The sequence below is a fragment of the Cupriavidus sp. 01L415 genome (assembly GCF_056400065.1).
The window spans coordinates 1-15032 of sequence record NZ_JBFTSP010000018.1; the positions used below are offsets into that span (position 1 = coordinate 1).

The window sequence follows — 15032 nt, forward strand, 5'->3', positions numbered from 1 at the left end:
GCGCCGCGCCGTGAGCTGCTCGCGCTCCGCCTCGCTCAATATGAGTTCCGCCTTGGGTCTTCCGCGCATCGTCGCCACCTCGGGTCCGTGGTATCGACTTGCACGGTACTACAGGTGGGATTTTATTCAATGAATTTCTAACTCACGACACTAGTTGCCTATAACATTAAGAACACCAGGGAGCCCTTGCTTGATGACGGAGCCTGCGCTGCAGGCACCGTGTTGACGCAGGGGCGATGACCCAAGGGGTCACTTAATGCCAGCAGATCCCGGAATGCAAACCGTGCCACCTGACCCTGGTGGCCATTCCCCTGCTGTTCATCGCGGAGGCGCTGGCAAAGACGCGTTGACCGAGCGCTGCTCGTCGTTCAACTCGCTCGCTATGTTCAGTGATCGATTAGCCATACATGACCCCGCGAGTCAGGCGTAAAGCCGTTCATATCGACCGAACCATCCTATACCATGGCCCGATGCGTGCGCGGGCTGTTACCGATTGCCGGCGCGGCACGCGATCGGACTGGCGGGTGTCGCCGCAATGTCACGCAACGTCGCCGCAGTGCCGCCACTAGCGCGACACTGCGCGAGCGATGCGCGTCAGGCTGCCACGGGCTCCTGCGCGCAATGCAAGGAACGCGCGACGGTCGTCACCCTGCGGCCCTGGAACCGGGCAACCGCCAAGTGGTCTTCATCGGGCTTCACGGCGTCGAGCTGCGAGACATGAGTGGCGCCATAGGGCGTGCCGGCCTTGAACATCGCGGCGTCGGCATAGCCCAGCGGCACGATGATCAGCCCCAGGTGTGCCATCGGCGTATAGATCGACAGCAGCGTGGATTCGTTGCCGCCGTGGCGCGATGACGTGGAACCGAAGACCGATCCCACCTTGCCGTTCAGCTTGCCCTGAAACCACAGGCCACCGAGCCCGTCGATATAGGCCTTGAGCTCCGTCGAGATCGAGCCGAATCGCGTCGGCGTGCCGAACACGATGGCATCGGCCCACTCGGCGTCGGCCTCGGTCGGCGCTTCGTATTTGGCATTCATCTCCGTGGCGTTCTCAAGCCAGCCCGGCGCCTGACGCATGACGTCGTGGCCGACAACCTCGCGCGCGCGCCGCATGCGCACTTCGGCGCCGGCCTCGATGGCGCCTTCGGCCACAGCCTTGGCCAGCAATTCCGTCGAGCTGTTGCGCGAGTAGAAGACGATCAGTACTTTCGGTTTCTGCATTTGTGATCCTGACAGCGTGAATACGGTTAAACGGAGATGGGCTCGAGGCGGCCGAGCAGTTCGTCCTTGCGATCCACCAGCCAGGGCGGGAGCTGGAATTCCTCGCCAAAGTGGCCGGGCTTTTCATCGATCGCGAAGCCGATATCGGTGGTCGCCGCCTCGAACATCACGCCGCCCGGCATCTTGAAATACATCGAACGGAAGTAGTTGCGGTTTACCGACTCGGAGGTGTCGATGTAGCCCAGCGCCATGAACTTTTCCTTGAGGATCATCTGCTGGTCCATGCTGTCCACCGCGAAGGCGACATGATGGATCGTGCCTTCGCCATAGACCGACGACCCCTGGAGCCGGTCGGGCTCATGCTGGAACTCGACGACCATGCCGGGGCCGCCGGTGTGCGTTTCGAAGCGATAGTAAGGCCCTGACTGACCCACCTGGCGGAAGCCGACGGCTTCGCTCATGAAGCGGATCGATTCCTCGACTTCGCGCAGCGACAGCGTGATGCTATGCACACCCCGGATCGCACAGGCTTCAGGAATGTCGCTCGCCACGCAGGCGGGGCGCATATCGAGATCCGTCTCGACGAGATCGAACTCGATGCCGCATGGATGATGGAACCGCTGGCGCCGCTCATCAAACCGCTCGGTGATCTCGGTGTCATACGCGATGTTCATCGCATCGAAGCGGTTGCGCCAGAACGCGAGCGAGCCCTTGGGGACCGAGTAGTTGATGACCCTGACCTGGCCCGAGCCGGGGCGCGCCATCACGCCGCGCTGGCGGAACGGAAACGACGTCACCAGCGTGCCCGGATCGCCGTTCGCATTGCCGTAATACAGGTGATAGATCGGGTCCTCGCCATCAAGCAGAACGGTCTTCTTCACCAGGCTCTGGCCAAGCAGCTTGACATAGAAATCCACATCTTCCTGAGCGTGTCTGACACCCGCAGTCAGGTGATGAAATCCCTTGATCATCGACATTGTCTTCTCCATTTTGAATATTGACGTACCAGAAAGAGACAGCGTGGGGGGCCGCTCTGGTGCGACAAGCTTAAGCGTTCAATATCGATTGGGAAGCCGTCATAACGTGTACGCAAGGTTCGGCAAAATCGAACGATCGCGGGGCGTGCGAGGTGGCGTGCACCAAGGTTTGCCCGGATGGCACCGCGCACGGGGCGTGGAGTATGATCGGGCCCTAATTACAGCCCCCACCACAGCCGTTGCCATCGCCGGCAATGGCCAGTGCGCCCCCATGCAATGCTGGATCTGAAGGACGTCTATTTCTTCGTACAGGTGGTTGACCGTGGCGGATTCACCTCGGCCGGCGAGATGCTGCGGCTGCCGAAGTCGACGCTGAGCCATCGGGTCAAGGAGCTGGAAGCGTCGCTGGGCGTCCGGCTCATCAACCGGACCTCGCGCCAGTTCGCCATGACCGAGGTGGGCCAGGAGTTCTACCAGTACGCCATGGCCCTGCTGCGGAGCGCGGAGGTTGCCGAAGAGGCCATGCGTCAGCGGCTTGCGGAACCGAGCGGCATCATCCGCGTCACGACCGCCGCCGAGATTGCGCAGTTTGCGCTACGCCACGTGCTGCCCACCTTTCTCTCCAGCCACCCCAAGGTGAAGATTGTCGAATCCGCGACGGACCGGATGGTGGATATCGTGGGAGAGGGGTTCGACCTGGCGATCCGGGGCCATACCGGCCAGCTCCAGGACTCCAATCTGGTCCAGCATCCGCTAGCCAAGGCGCCGTGGTTTCTCTTCGCGGGCTCGGAGTATCTGGAAAGGACATCCCAGCCGGAACAGCCGGAAGACCTGGTGTCCCACTCGATCATCTCCATCACCGGCAAAGGGGCGCAACAGTGGCAACTGCAGGGTCCGGATAATCGCGTGGTCACCGTGCCGATCGATCCGAGATTCCAGAGCAACAGCCTGATTTCGGTGAAGGAAGCCGCCTGCGCGAACATCGGCATTGCGGCCCTGCCCGGATATATCTGCCAGGCTGAACTGAAGGACGGCACGCTGCGGCAGATCCTGCCTGACTGGATGGCCGCGGATGCCCGCATCACGGCCCTGATTCCGTATCGCACCGGTCTGCTGCCGGCGGTACGCACCATGGTCGACTATCTTGCGGTGGTGCTGCCCAAGGTGACGGCTTTCGACCGGAACTGAATCGGGCAACCTGCCGCGACTACTCCCCGGAGCGCAACCGACGTGCGGGCGAGCCGCCGCAAGGCGCCTCTACGGCGCCACCGGGCAGCACCTCGATGGGCCCCGAACGCAGGGCGCGCAGCGAGGCTTCGGACAGCGTCAGCGGCGGTTCCGCCGTGGGCCGCGCCAGCAGATAGCCTTGCGCATAGTGGATGCCGAGGTCACGGCAGATAAGCAGGTCGGCTTCCTGTTCGATGCCTTCCGCCACCAGCGCGGTGTTGCCGATTTTTGCCAGCTGGCACATCGCACGCAATGCCTCCAGCTGGAACGGCGACGACACCACGCCATCCACCACCACTCGGGCGATCTTGACGTAGTCGGGTTTCAGCGCAATCCACTGCCCGAGGTTGGCATGGCCGGTGCCGTAGTCGTCCAGCGCAAACTGGGCACCCCGGCCACGGATCGCGGCGACAGCTTGCGCCAGCGTTTCCAGCGAGCCGAGCGGCGCCTGCTCCGTCAACTCGATCACGATGCGGTCGGTGGTGAGGCCCTGGCTTTGCAGGAACGCCCTCACCTCCTCGCGGGAACCGTCGATCTCGCGAATCGAATCGGCGCTGTAGTTCAGGAAGAGCTTGCCGGGCAGCCTGGCGCGCATGAACGCGGCGATGGCAATGCGCGAGGCCAGCCGCTCCAGCCGGACCAGGCAGCCCGCGCGCGCCGCTTCCGCAAACAGCGCGATGGGACTTTCCAGCGGCGTGCCGGCGGGGCCGCGGATCAGCGCCTCATATCCCATCACCTCGCCAGTGGCGAGTGACCCGATCGGCTGGAATACCGGCCGCAGGCGTTGGTGTTCGAGGCAATCGGCAATAGAGGGCGTCAGAGGTCGCGACAAGGCTTGCACTCAAACTGGCTGTGGATCGTGCTGTGGGCGAAAGCCACTCCCACCGCTGACTAACGGCGCGATCACGCCCCGACTTGAGCCCCCACTTGCCGGGGGTATGCCCCGGCTGCCTCGCGCGTGCCCTGACAACGCACGCGGGACACGCTCAGACCAGCCCGATATCGCGCGGCCGGCTGCCCGGAAACACCTGTGCCAGGCGGCTCTCGTCCAATCCATACAGACGACGGAACACACCGCCCAGGATGGCCCGGTAGTCGTTGAGCACCGGCCAGTCGCGGTTCTGATTGAGCGTCGACTGCGACACGGCCACCTGCTCGCCGACGATGCGCCCGCCACGCACGGCACCGCCCGCCACCCAGTACACCGTGCCGTGCCCGTGATCGGTGCCGCGCGTCCCGTTTTCGCGGAAAGTACGGCCGAATTCGGAGATCACGACGACCGTGGTCTGGCGCCAGGCCGGCCCCATTTCCTCGGCGAAACCGGAAAGCCCCCGCCCGAGGTTATCCAGCAGGTTTGCGAGTTGCCCCTGCGCGCCGCCCTCGTTGACGTGGGTATCCCAGCCGCCCACATCGATAAAGCCGACGTTAAACTTGTCGCGCATCAGCCCGGCCATGCGGCGCGCTTCCTGCTCGAACCCGCGCGCGCTCAGGGACCGCCGGTTGGCCGCCTGCATCTCCTGCATCCGCCCCGCCATCGATTCGCCGCCGGCCTGCATCGCGGCCTCATGCCGGCGCATGGCTTCCGCCTGCTCCGCCACGGTCTGACGCAACTCGAAGCCCTCGGCGATCAGCGACTCAAAGCGCGTGCCCTGGTACATCTGCGCGAGCAGGCTGGTTTGCCGCGCATCGAACGGCGTGCGGCCGGGGCCCTTGAGCGATACGTTGGGCACGCTGACACCACCGGACAGCACCATCGGCAGGCCATCGGTGAAGGCGACGGGCGCCGCCTGTCCGCCCATCGACTGCGCCAGCCGATTCAGGAAGCCACTGCCGCGCGGCACGCCGCCGGTGTGGGCATCGCCGGACAAGCCAGCCTCGATCCCGTCCTGCGTCTCGAAATGGCTGCGCGACATGTCGTCCGTGCCCGCAAAAGGCACGAAGGCCAGCTCCTGACGCTGCCACAGCGGCAGCACCGTCGCGCCCAGCACGGGATGCAGCGCCCACGTGTCGACGCCCTCTCCACTCCCCGACCTGGGCAGCGAAAGCGACAAGGCCGCTGCCAGGTCCGGTGTGCTGTCCGGCGCCACCGGCCGGCGGATCGCGATATTGGGTCGCGACGCGTAGTAGAAATCGCTGCCCGCAGGCACCAGCACATTGGCCGCGTCATAGCCACCGCGCAGGAACACCAGCAGGAAACGCGCATCGGCCTGCGCGGGCAGCGCGAACACGCGCGAAGTCACTGCCGGCAGCGTCAGCGCCAGTCCCGCACCACCCATCGTCCTGAGCCAGTTCCGTCGATTCATTGCCCGCTCCTTGTCTCGCGCGTGGCGTCGCCCGGGTTCGTGCGCGTTGCATCGGCTGTTGCAACGGTCGTCGCCTGCGCCGTCGTGCCGTGCGCTGTCATCGTTGCATCCATTCCGGCGAACTCAGCAACACCGCATTCCACTCCCCCTGCGACGCGGCCTGCGCCAGCGCATCGCGTGTGCCGGGGCTGAGCGTGGCCTCGATGGTGTCGTAGAACATACGGCTGTTCGGCACTGGGAATCCTCGCCGCGTGGCTGGCTGTCCATCCTCCCCGGCGAACAGGCCGGCCGGACCGCTGCCGATCGCACGTGCGATCTCGAAGCGCCGCACCATCTGGCCCGAGCTGGCCCAGGCGCTTTCCATGGCCGGATAGCCATCGGGCGCCACATGGCCATAGAGCGGCTCGCCCAGCTGGTTGAGCCAGTTGAACACCGGCCGCAGGTTCGTGACCGGCCGCCCGTCGTAGGCCAGCCGCATTGATGACACCACGAACACCATCGGGTCCTTGAACTTGCGGGTGCCCGCCGCAGGCAGGCGGTCGAATTCCTTCGACAGGAACAGCGTGGTCAGCACCGCGCCGATATCGCCGTCCGTACGAACGAATGTGCCGGCCATGCGATCCACCAGCGCCGGCGGCGGACTGTCGGCAAGGAAGTAGGTGGCGAACTTGGCCGAGATGAACCGCGCCGTGGCCGGCTGGCGCGACAGGATCGCCACGGCTTGTTCCACTTCGGCAAAGCCTGACGGATCGATGCGCTGGCCCAGCAGCGTCTTCGGACCGAAGTCATGCCGGTTCGGGTTGAATTCGAACAGCCCTTCGCCGCGATACAACCCCGCCCGCGCCGGCCCCAGCCGGGGCGGCTCGCCGCGCAGGTTGACGCCGACGCCGGTCAGCACCCGCGCCAGCTCCTGGACGTCCTGCTGTGTGTATTGGGACCCGCTGGGCCCGCCGGAGACGCCGAGCGTGTGCAACTCCATCAGCTCGCGCGCATAGTTCTCGTTGATGCGATTGACGGCGCTCTGCGCATTGTCGAGATACAGGAGCATGGCGGGCGCGGTGACCGTGGCCATGACCAGGTCGCGGAACTTGCCCAGCGCGCGCGGGCGAATCACCTTGTCTTCGTAGTCGGGCAGCGCCAGCCGCACCTGCCCCTTGCCGGCATAGACGCTGAAATGATTCATCCAGAACCACGTCATCTGCTCCCGCAGTTGCGCCGGCGAGTACAGCGCGCGCAGCAGGTGGCGGCGGCCGGCATCGATCACCAGATCCCGCCCCTGCCGGTTCAGGGCCTGACGCGCCTGCTGCTTCTCGGTCTCGTCACTGAGCGCGTCGATGCGCTGGCGCTCGGCGCGCAGGGCCTGCTGGCGCGCCAGCGCGTCGGCCTGGCTGACCGGCAATGCCGCGATGGCGGACGCCAGCGCCGGTGGATCGGCCACGGGCAGCGTCAGCTGTTCTTCCAGGTAGCGCTGGCGGCCAATCGCCTGCAGCCGCTGGACACTGGCCTGGTCAGCACCGAAGCTGATCGTGTTGAGCCAGCGCAGGTCCGCGGCGGACAGGCTGCCTTTGGCACCTGCAGCGGCGGCGGCATCCGGGGACGATGCGGGCTGCGCACATGCCGCCAACAACAGCGGCAACGCGAGCCACGACGCCAGCCGCTGGGTCCAGCGTGCCCGAGGATTGGGGTGAGCCATGTGGGAAGGCCTCTCGCATGCAACCGGGATGCCGGTTTGACGCATAAGCCCGCGGATGGTTGACAGCACGATGCCGTCGCCCAGTTACAAAAACTTTCCGGACAGATATTTCCCTTGCGACATCAGGATGAAAGCCCAGCAAAAACAATGGTTTGCGGGCATCCAAGACGTGCATTCACGGCTTGACGTTGCGGCCAGGGGGCCACTCAGGCGCCGGCAGACCCGGGACGCAGGATTCATGCTGCGGTGCACCCCGGGCCGACGCCGGTCAATCCAGATCTTCTCAGCGGCTGTGCCGGGCAGCATGGGCTGGCCCGACACTGCGCCATCACGAAAAATCGGTGCTTCTGGAAATGGCCTCCGAGGCGTGAAGCTCCTTATCCATCGCCGCTCGCCTCGCCGTCACCAGATCGAAGGCATCGTTGCCCAGCAACAGGTGGGTCGGTGGGTTTTCACTCTCGACCAGCGATAACAGCACGGCAGCCGCCTTGGCGGGATCACCTGCCTGCTTGCCGTTCCTTGCCAGGCGGCCCTCGCGGAGCCGGTTGAATACGGCATCGTAATCATCGATGCTGCGTTCGGCGCGCACCATGGAACGCCCCGCCCAATCGGTGCGGAACGAGCCCGGGGCCACGGCGGTCACCTTGATGCCGAAACCACGTACTTCGGCGGCGAGCGCCTGCGAGATGCCCTCGAGTGCGAACTTGCTGCCCGAGTAATACGTAATGCCCGGCAGGCCAATATGACCGGCCATCGACGTAATGTTGATGATGTGCCCCGCCCGGCGGCGCCGCATGCCGGGCAGCACGGCCTTCATCATCGCCACCGCGCCGAACACGTTGACATCGAACTGCCTGAGTAGATCGTCAAGCGACGATTCTTCCATCGTGCCTTCGTGACCATATCCGGCGTTGTTCACCAGGACGTCGACCGGCCCGTATTGCTCGATGGCCTGGTCGACCGTGGGCGCGACTGCAGCGAGGTCGGTGACGTCCAGCACCACGCCGTGCGCGCGGCTCTCGTGCAGCCGATCGAACTCGATCCGTGCGGCCTCGGTCCTCACGGTGCCGAGTACGGTATGGCCGGCCGCCAGCGCAGCTTCGGCGAAGGCGCGTCCAAATCCTGAACTGACGCCGGTGATCAAGAACACCCGATGATGATTGCCCATGGCACTCCCTTCCCACTTCATTGACGACTGAACTTCCGGCTACGGCCGTGTACTCCAATCTAGGCGATTCCGATTGACGCTCGAAGACACCGGCGGGACAAACAGTTGTGCGCGGCGGGTACAAATGGCGTTCAGTTGGAACTTGCGTCAACGATAGTGCGGGGCGGAGCCGTCGGCTTTGCCACAGGGCTTTCCGGCTTTGCGGGCCCCCGACGCTGCAGCAGGTAAACGCCGCCAAGGATGGTGACCATGGCGACCACATCGACGGGATGCAGCGGCTCGCCAGCGACCATCGTTCCCATGAGCAGCGCCACCACGGGCGGGATATAGGTAACGCTCGATGCCGCCAATGCGCCAAGCCGGCCGACGATGAAGTAGTAAAGAAGGTACGCGAGCCCTGTGCCGCACAGGCCAAGGCCAAACAACAGGCCGATCAATGCCCGCCTGTCGTCGATCACGCGTGTGATGCCGTGGAAGTCGGCAATGCATGCAACGACCACGAGCGCAAAGCCGATCTGCCACGTCGAAAGTGCCAGTGGCGACATATCGAGATTCGACAGGAAACGCCGCGCGTACACGAACGAGCAACCGACGCTGAGGGAACCCGCGAGCATATAGGCCACGCCAACCGGATCCACGCCGGCATCGCTCGCGCGCCACGGCTGCGCAATCAGCAGCACGCCGACGAATCCACCGACGATGCCGGCCAGCATCCGTGTCGTCGGGCGCTCCTGCCTCAGGAGTATCCAGGCACAAACGAAGGAAACAAGTGGAATGGCGCCACTCAGCATTCCGGCGACGCCCGAGGCAAGAAGCGAAGAACCCTTCGCGAAGGCGTAGTAGTAGATCACGGTGGCCAGCAGGGCCATCACCATGAAGTGGTGCGCATGCCGCAAATGGCGCCATTTCAGCGCACCGGCGACCAGCGCGCACGCCAGGAGCGGCAGGAATCCGAACAACACGCGCAGGAAGACGATCTGGCTGGCGGAGAGGTAGACGCTGGCCCACTTCATGAACAGGAAGTTGGTGCCCCAGATGAGGCCAAGCGCAGCAAAGGCGAGATGAGCGGGGTTCATGGCGAGGCATCGGAGGGCAATGACAGACCTTATTGTGGTGACGCCGTCGATCGGGTACAAACGATTATATTTGCCCGATGAAATAGAAAAACTACGCCATGCGCCCCATCCCTCCCTTGAAAGCCCTGGTAGCCACGGAAGCCGCCATGCGATGCGGCAGTTTTACTCTGGCTGCCGAGGAACTCGGGGTCACGCCCGGCGCGGTCGGCCAGCAGGTCCAGAAGCTCGAAGACTGGCTTGGCGTGGCGCTGTTCGTACGGCAGATACGTCAAGTGACGCCGACTGCGGAAGGACTGGCATACATGGCGCAAATCCAGCCCGCGCTTGCCGAGATCGTGCATGCGAGCCGTCGCTTGCGCGAGCGCAAGCACAAGGCCGTGCGGCTCTCGATGCCGCCCAGCTTCGCCGCGAAGTGGTTCGCGCCGCGCATGGCGGATTTCCTGCAAGCGCATCCGGGCATCGCACTGAACCTGAGCACCTCGACCGCGCTGGTGGACTTCGAACTCGATGCCGTGGATCTGGCAATCCGACACTTCGACGGCATCGATCCCCACCTGTCGGTGCAGTTGCTTTGCCCGGATGAGGCACGTGCGTACTGCAGTCCGGCGTACGCCAGGAAATGGCGGCTGAAGCGGCCCGACGATCTTCAGTCGGCGACATTGCTGCACAACACGCTGCATCCTCACTGGGCAGCCTGGCTGGCACGCTTTGGCACGCTCTCCGACGGGCAGGTCGAAGCGATCGCGGGCATCCAGTTCGATCAGTCGCTGATGGCGATCGAGGCGGCAGTGCGCGCGCAGGGCGTCGTGCTGACGAGCGCCATCCTCGTCGAGTCCGAGATCGCCAACGGATTGCTGGTCGATCCGTTTGGCAAAGCCATGCCGTTATCTCACGGGTACTACCTTGTGCATCCGAAGTCGACACAGCTTCAGGCTGGCGAGTTGGCGCTGAAGCAATGGTTCGCCAGGAATATGACGATGGAAAACTGACGCGCGGGGCCGCCCCACGTGGGCGAGGTGGCATCACTTCCCTTTACGTCTTTTTGATGTGTTCACTGTGCCCTGATACGGCAACTTGATTCCCCTCCCTCTACCATTCAGTCATCGATCTATTCTTCAGTAGTGATTGTTCGGTTCTGGAGGTCTATGACGACACAGATACAAGTTGTCCCATATCGCGATGGCTGGGATGTGATTCATGAAGGCGCACGTTACGCCGACTCGCATCACGCGGATCGCGAGGTTGCTGTCATGGCCGGGACGGTGTTGGCCCGGGGCGAAGGCGCGACGCTGGTGACCTATGACCGCGCCGGCCGGGAGTGTGCGCGGGTGGATTACGCCACACGTACAGTGGGTGCACTGGCATGACTTCCTTGTCGCCCGAGCGACGACCTTTGCGCGAGCAGGCGGATACGCTTCGCCCCCTGCCGTCGGTGCGTGCGGTGACGATGCATATCGTCGTCGATGTCCAGCACGCCGTGCCACTGCGCCAGGCCCTGACAAGAGACTGCAGCGGGCAGTCATGGACCATCAGCCTTTCCTTGCTGCCCGGGGGCTCGCGGATGCGTCTTTCCCTGACCCTGCCGCGAGTGGTCATCCCCAATGCCCTGCGGCGTATTCGCGATGTGGCACCGGGCGCGGAATTCGGTCACGTGGTGGAGATTCCTGAATCGCCGTCTGGTGCATGGATGGATCTGGTTCATGGCACGCGTCCGAAGCAATGGCCCAGCGCCGACGATTTCCGGCCTCGATCGCTTGGCGAGATGCTGTGCGAAGCGCATGTGGCACTTGACCTGCATGCGTCGGACCAGCCTGAATTGTTTCGCCAGGTCGGTGCGCTCGCCGCGCAACGTTTCGGCCTCGAAGCAGAGGCCGTGACGGCGGCCCTGGCGGAACGGGAAGCGCTCGGTTCCACGGGGCTCGGTCAAGGGATTGCCGTACCGCACGGCCGCGTCCGAGGTCTTCCGCAAGCATTGGCTTTCTATGTACGTACCCGGGAACCCGTCGCGTTTCATGCGCCGGACGGCCGTAGCGTTGACAACCTGGTTTTCATCCTCTCGCCGGAATGGGATAACAACGCTCACCTGCACTTGCTGGCCAGCGTCGCACGGTACTTCTGCGATGCACGCTTCCGCGCGCTACTGAGAGACTGCCCCGACGCGGCTTCCGTTTGCCGGCTCTTTGCCAGCTACCGCTTCTGATTTCTCGCCCCTGCGTGGCGGGCGAGAAAAGATACGGGCCGTTGATCCTCCACGCCCCAGCTTCTTCGTGGCATTTATGCCGATCTCGATATCGTCTCTGTCCTGATGCTGCTTTTTCCAGTGCGCATCTGTTCGGAGATCATTCATGTTTGAGATTGGCAAGGAATACACCCGCGAGCATATCCATTCGATCTGTGGCGGTAGCAAGCAAGCGTTTCTTCCTACAAAGAATGGCAAGGTGGTGGCGGTATGTCTGCGACCGGACCTCAACCCTCACGCCCCGGAGGCCATTCTTTGCAGCAGTGGCGCAGCGGCCCGTGCCGCCGGCAGGACGCTGGCCACGCAGTCGGAAGCCATCCCGGTATTTGTCAGACGGGAGACGGACAAGTATCGCTATCTCGGGCAGTTCACTGCGGCGGAGTCCCTGACGTCGCCGCTCGCATGCGCGCCGTATGTGGTCAACAGCGGCTTTACGCTTGGGCAGATTTCCCGCGTCATCAAGCTGAAACCGGTAACCACCACGAAATGAGGCATTCATGCCGAGGCAACTGACGGGTTCGGCGGCTCCCCATGAATGCCACAGCAGCGCGCATGGCTTCCGGTATTACTTCGCCGTGTCAGCCTGTCTCGTTGCCATCGGCATGCTCTACGTCCTGTAACGCGCAGTGCCGCAACATTGTATTGAGCGCTCCGGCGGTTTACTTCGCGTGCGAATTATCTATATACTTCGCATGCGAACTTAAACCGGATGCCTGCCCGGCATCACGCAACCACCTGGAGACCGATCATGACCTCGGAAATTCGCACTGAACTGACCGGCGGCATTCTGACCATCACGTTTGCCCGGCCGGACAAGAAGAACGCCTTGACGAACGAGATGTACGGCGTCCTCGCCGACACGATCGAGCAGGCACAGCACGACAGCAATATCCGTGTGTTGCTGCTGCAGGGTGATGGGGACATCTATACGGCGGGGAATGATGTGGCCGAGTTCGCGGCGATCGCGGCGGGAAAGGGCCCCGGCGAACGCCATGTACACCGCTTTCTGCACGCCCTGGCCAACTCGACCGTGCCGATTGTCGCCGCGGTCAACGGCAAGGCCGTCGGCGTCGGCACCACCATGCTGCTGCATTGCGACTACGTCGTGCTGGCGCAGGACGCGCAACTGATCACGCCTTTCGTCAACCTGGCCCTTGTGCCCGAAGCGGCTTCGAGTTACCTGCTACCCCTGTGCATCGGGCACGTCAGGGCCTTCGAGATGTTTGCGATGGGCGAGCCGCTCGATGCGCAAACCGCTGTGGCGTGGGGCATCGCGAACAAGGTTTGCGCCAATGACCAGCTGCGGGCGGAAGCGCGCCGGATGGCCGAGAAGCTTGCCGCCAAGCCCGCCGGCTCCCTGAGTGCGATGAAAAAACTCATGCGCGACGCGGAGAAGCTGGTTTCGCAGATGGACAGCGAAAGCGCCAGGTTCCAGGAGCGGCTGGCAAGCGCCGAAGCCAGGGAAGCCTTTTCGGCCTTCGCGGAGAAGCGCAAGCCGGACTTCACCAAGGTCGCCCAGTAAGAAGCGCCAGATAGCGCCTCCAAGTCGAATGCCTCGCTGCCTTACGGCTCCCGAGGCTACTCCTCGCCCTCGCCGACGGTCGGAAATTTCGTCTGCAGGCTGGTCAGCCACCGCGCCACCACGTCGATCTCGGCCTCGGTGAAACCTTCGGTCAGCCTGGCATTCAACGCCTTCATGCCGGTCTTGGAGCGCTGGCGAGCCGCGCGTCCCGCCTCCGTCAGCCACAGGCGCGAAGCGCGGCGATCCGTCTCGTCCGGCCGGCGTTCGATCAGCCCCGCCCTTTCGGTCCGGTCGGCCAGTCCGCTCATGCCGGGCGCTCCCAGATCCAGCGCTGCGGCCGCCTCGCTCATCAGCGCCCCGTCGTTCGCACCCAGAAAGAAAAGCAGCCCGCCCTGGGCTGCTGTCACGCCTCCGGCGGTTGTTCGCGCTTGCGACCACCGTTGCAGCCGGCGCTGGCCGACATTCAATAGATAAACGAGGCGATGTTCCATGTTGGGGAAGGCACAAGAGATGGCGTTTAGTTCGCATGCGAATATTATCATGCGCCCCGTGCCTGCTGCGGTTACCTCGTATCGCACCCATGCTTGCGCACGAAATGCTCGCGGATTACCGATGTCACGGACATCCGGCGGGTGCTCTCAAGCATGCCGACGCGCCGTGCCCAAGGCTTGCCCGGCAGCGGCAACAGACGCAGCGCGGGGTCGCGATCCCACCCGAAATGACGCAGCACGGGCGCGATGGAGACCCCCGCGCCCTGGCGGACCAGTTCGACGATGGCCGGTAGCGAATTCATGGCCACCAGCTCGTTGGGTTGTATGCCACACCGACGCAACAGCAGGTCGATTCGCGCACCCGTGGTCACCGCGCGGTCGAACCGGATAAAGGGCTGGCTGCGCAGCAGATCCATGGCATCGACGCCGGGGAGCGCCACGCGGGCATTGGCGACGAGCATCAGTGGCTCGCTATACAGGTGCGACCAGATTGCAGCGCGGCCATCCGGTCGGGTGGATTCCACGATGATGGCCGCATCCAGTTCGCCGGTCAGCACTTTGGCGTAGAGATCGGGCTGTCGCCCGTTTTCGATACGGATATCGAGCAACGGATAGGGCACCTTGAGGTCCACCACGCTGGTGGCCAGTGCGCCCATGGCGGAGACGATGGCGCCGATGGTCACCGTGCCGGCGATTTCGTCGCTGGCGGGTGCTTCGGCCAGCAAGTCCTCGTAGTCGGCGATCAGCCGCCGCGCTCGCGCCACCAGCGCCACGCCCGCAGGCGTGAACGTGACGGCGCGCCCGGTGCGATCGAACAGCGGCCGCCTGAGCAGATCCTCCAGCGCCCGCATTTGTGCACCCACGGCAGCTGGCGTCAGCGCCACACGCTCAGCGGCGGCGGCAAACGAGCCGTGGTCGGCCACGGCGATGAAGGTCTTGAGCATGCGGATCGCGCTCATGGGGAAATCGGTGAGCCTTGGGAGGGGCTCATCATAAAACTTTTCTTTAGGTTCCCTAAAAGAGAATCCATTTTTCTTTTATGGTCGTTTCGTCAAGAATGGGCGTGCCAGCCCTCCGCCGGCAACCGCTAGAACAAAACCGACGCGCCACGCGTT

Annotated in this window: 16 protein-coding genes; 7 read left to right on the plus strand and 9 right to left on the minus strand. The window is 64.0% G+C overall.

Going from position 1 to position 15032, the window contains the following annotated elements; genetic code table 11:
- Positions 1-594: 594 nt before the first annotated feature.
- Positions 595-1221 (minus strand): NAD(P)H:quinone oxidoreductase, encoded by a 627-nt coding sequence (gene wrbA, locus AC1DOX_RS21595; protein ID WP_441620728.1) that lies wholly within the window; start codon positions 1219-1221, stop codon positions 595-597.
- A gap of 26 nt (positions 1222-1247) precedes the next feature.
- Entirely contained in the window at positions 1248-2198 is a 951-nt protein-coding gene (locus AC1DOX_RS21600) for a ring-cleaving dioxygenase (RefSeq protein WP_441620726.1), read from the minus strand.
- A gap of 276 nt (positions 2199-2474) precedes the next feature.
- Here AC1DOX_RS21600 and AC1DOX_RS21605 point away from each other — a divergent pair, with 276 nt between their 5' ends.
- Positions 2475-3386 carry a LysR substrate-binding domain-containing protein gene (locus tag AC1DOX_RS21605; RefSeq protein ID WP_092143101.1) on the plus strand — a complete coding sequence of 304 codons (912 nt, stop codon included), beginning with the start codon at positions 2475-2477 and terminating at the stop codon, positions 3384-3386.
- 19 nt (positions 3387-3405) lie between these two features.
- Here AC1DOX_RS21605 and AC1DOX_RS21610 read toward each other — a convergent pair whose 3' ends face one another.
- The 5 genes from AC1DOX_RS21610 to AC1DOX_RS21630 form a co-directional block, all read right to left on the minus strand.
- Positions 3406-4257 carry an EAL domain-containing protein gene (locus AC1DOX_RS21610; protein ID WP_255371511.1) on the minus strand — a complete coding sequence of 284 codons (852 nt, stop codon included), beginning with the start codon at positions 4255-4257 and terminating at the stop codon, positions 3406-3408.
- Between the two features lie 154 nt (positions 4258-4411).
- Positions 4412-5728 carry a DUF1501 domain-containing protein gene (locus AC1DOX_RS21615; RefSeq protein ID WP_441620724.1) on the minus strand — a complete coding sequence of 439 codons (1317 nt, stop codon included), beginning with the start codon at positions 5726-5728 and terminating at the stop codon, positions 4412-4414.
- A gap of 97 nt (positions 5729-5825) precedes the next feature.
- Positions 5826-7421, minus strand: a complete 1596-nt coding sequence (locus AC1DOX_RS21620; RefSeq protein ID WP_441620722.1) for a DUF1800 domain-containing protein — start codon at positions 7419-7421, stop codon at positions 5826-5828.
- 328 nt (positions 7422-7749) lie between these two features.
- The gene (locus AC1DOX_RS21625; protein ID WP_441620720.1) at positions 7750-8589 is read right to left on the minus strand and encodes an oxidoreductase; all 840 of its coding nucleotides are present in this window, start codon (positions 8587-8589) and stop codon (positions 7750-7752) included.
- Between the two features lie 131 nt (positions 8590-8720).
- Positions 8721-9665, minus strand: coding sequence for a DMT family transporter (locus tag AC1DOX_RS21630; protein WP_441620718.1), 945 nt, complete (start codon positions 9663-9665; stop codon positions 8721-8723).
- A 98-nt stretch (positions 9666-9763) separates the two neighbouring features.
- On the opposite strand from AC1DOX_RS21630, the gene AC1DOX_RS21635 reads away from it, so the two are divergent.
- From AC1DOX_RS21635 to AC1DOX_RS21660, 6 genes are all read left to right on the plus strand, one after another.
- Complete coding sequence (locus AC1DOX_RS21635) at positions 9764-10654, plus strand: LysR substrate-binding domain-containing protein (protein ID WP_441620716.1); 891 nt, start codon at positions 9764-9766, stop codon at positions 10652-10654.
- A 156-nt stretch (positions 10655-10810) separates the two neighbouring features.
- On the plus strand, positions 10811-11032 hold the full coding sequence (locus tag AC1DOX_RS21640) for a DUF2188 domain-containing protein (RefSeq protein ID WP_441620714.1): 222 nt from the start codon (positions 10811-10813) through the stop codon (positions 11030-11032).
- Positions 11029-11865: a PTS sugar transporter subunit IIA gene (locus AC1DOX_RS21645; RefSeq protein ID WP_441620712.1), complete on the plus strand. Its 837-nt coding sequence runs from the start codon at positions 11029-11031 to the stop codon at positions 11863-11865. The genes AC1DOX_RS21640 and AC1DOX_RS21645 overlap by 4 nt, the downstream gene beginning before the upstream one ends.
- A 145-nt stretch (positions 11866-12010) precedes the next feature.
- Positions 12011-12394, plus strand: coding sequence for a DUF6697 family protein (locus AC1DOX_RS21650; protein ID WP_441620710.1), 384 nt, complete (start codon positions 12011-12013; stop codon positions 12392-12394).
- 7 nt (positions 12395-12401) lie between these two features.
- A complete protein-coding gene (locus tag AC1DOX_RS21655) occupies positions 12402-12524 on the plus strand; it encodes a hypothetical protein (protein ID WP_441620708.1) in 123 nt (40 codons plus the stop codon).
- 128 nt (positions 12525-12652) lie between these two features.
- On the plus strand, positions 12653-13426 hold the full coding sequence (locus AC1DOX_RS21660; RefSeq protein ID WP_441620738.1) for an enoyl-CoA hydratase: 774 nt from the start codon (positions 12653-12655) through the stop codon (positions 13424-13426).
- Between the two features lie 56 nt (positions 13427-13482).
- Here the strand turns inward: AC1DOX_RS21660 and AC1DOX_RS21665 are convergent, their stop codons facing one another.
- A complete protein-coding gene (locus tag AC1DOX_RS21665) occupies positions 13483-13917 on the minus strand; it encodes a MarR family winged helix-turn-helix transcriptional regulator (RefSeq protein WP_441620706.1) in 435 nt (144 codons plus the stop codon).
- Positions 13918-13988: 71 nt separating this feature from the next.
- Entirely contained in the window at positions 13989-14876 is an 888-nt protein-coding gene (locus tag AC1DOX_RS21670) for a LysR family transcriptional regulator (protein ID WP_441620704.1), read from the minus strand.
- Positions 14877-15032 lie beyond the last annotated feature (156 nt).

Excerpts from the sequence above, each read along its gene's own strand:
- wrbA (WP_441620728.1), bottom strand. The coding sequence starts at position 1,221 with ATGCAGAAACCGAAAGTACTGATCGTCTTCTACTCGCGCAACAGCTCG.
- AC1DOX_RS21600 (WP_441620726.1), bottom strand. The coding sequence starts at position 2,198 with ATGTCGATGATCAAGGGATTTCATCACCTGACTGCGGGTGTCAGACAC.
- AC1DOX_RS21605 (WP_092143101.1), top strand. The coding sequence starts at position 2,475 with ATGCTGGATCTGAAGGACGTCTATTTCTTCGTACAGGTGGTTGACCGT.
- AC1DOX_RS21615 (WP_441620724.1), bottom strand. The coding sequence starts at position 5,728 with ATGAATCGACGGAACTGGCTCAGGACGATGGGTGGTGCGGGACTGGCG.
- AC1DOX_RS21620 (WP_441620722.1), bottom strand. The coding sequence starts at position 7,421 with ATGGCTCACCCCAATCCTCGGGCACGCTGGACCCAGCGGCTGGCGTCG.
- AC1DOX_RS21625 (WP_441620720.1), bottom strand. The coding sequence starts at position 8,589 with ATGGGCAATCATCATCGGGTGTTCTTGATCACCGGCGTCAGTTCAGGA.
- AC1DOX_RS21630 (WP_441620718.1), bottom strand. The coding sequence starts at position 9,665 with ATGAACCCCGCTCATCTCGCCTTTGCTGCGCTTGGCCTCATCTGGGGC.
- AC1DOX_RS21635 (WP_441620716.1), top strand. The coding sequence starts at position 9,764 with ATGCGCCCCATCCCTCCCTTGAAAGCCCTGGTAGCCACGGAAGCCGCC.
- AC1DOX_RS21640 (WP_441620714.1), top strand. The coding sequence starts at position 10,811 with ATGACGACACAGATACAAGTTGTCCCATATCGCGATGGCTGGGATGTG.
- AC1DOX_RS21645 (WP_441620712.1), top strand. The coding sequence starts at position 11,029 with ATGACTTCCTTGTCGCCCGAGCGACGACCTTTGCGCGAGCAGGCGGAT.
- AC1DOX_RS21650 (WP_441620710.1), top strand. The coding sequence starts at position 12,011 with ATGTTTGAGATTGGCAAGGAATACACCCGCGAGCATATCCATTCGATC.
- AC1DOX_RS21655 (WP_441620708.1), top strand. The coding sequence starts at position 12,402 with ATGCCGAGGCAACTGACGGGTTCGGCGGCTCCCCATGAATGCCACAGC.
- AC1DOX_RS21660 (WP_441620738.1), top strand. The coding sequence starts at position 12,653 with ATGACCTCGGAAATTCGCACTGAACTGACCGGCGGCATTCTGACCATC.
- AC1DOX_RS21665 (WP_441620706.1), bottom strand. The coding sequence starts at position 13,917 with ATGGAACATCGCCTCGTTTATCTATTGAATGTCGGCCAGCGCCGGCTG.
- AC1DOX_RS21670 (WP_441620704.1), bottom strand. The coding sequence starts at position 14,876 with ATGAGCGCGATCCGCATGCTCAAGACCTTCATCGCCGTGGCCGACCAC.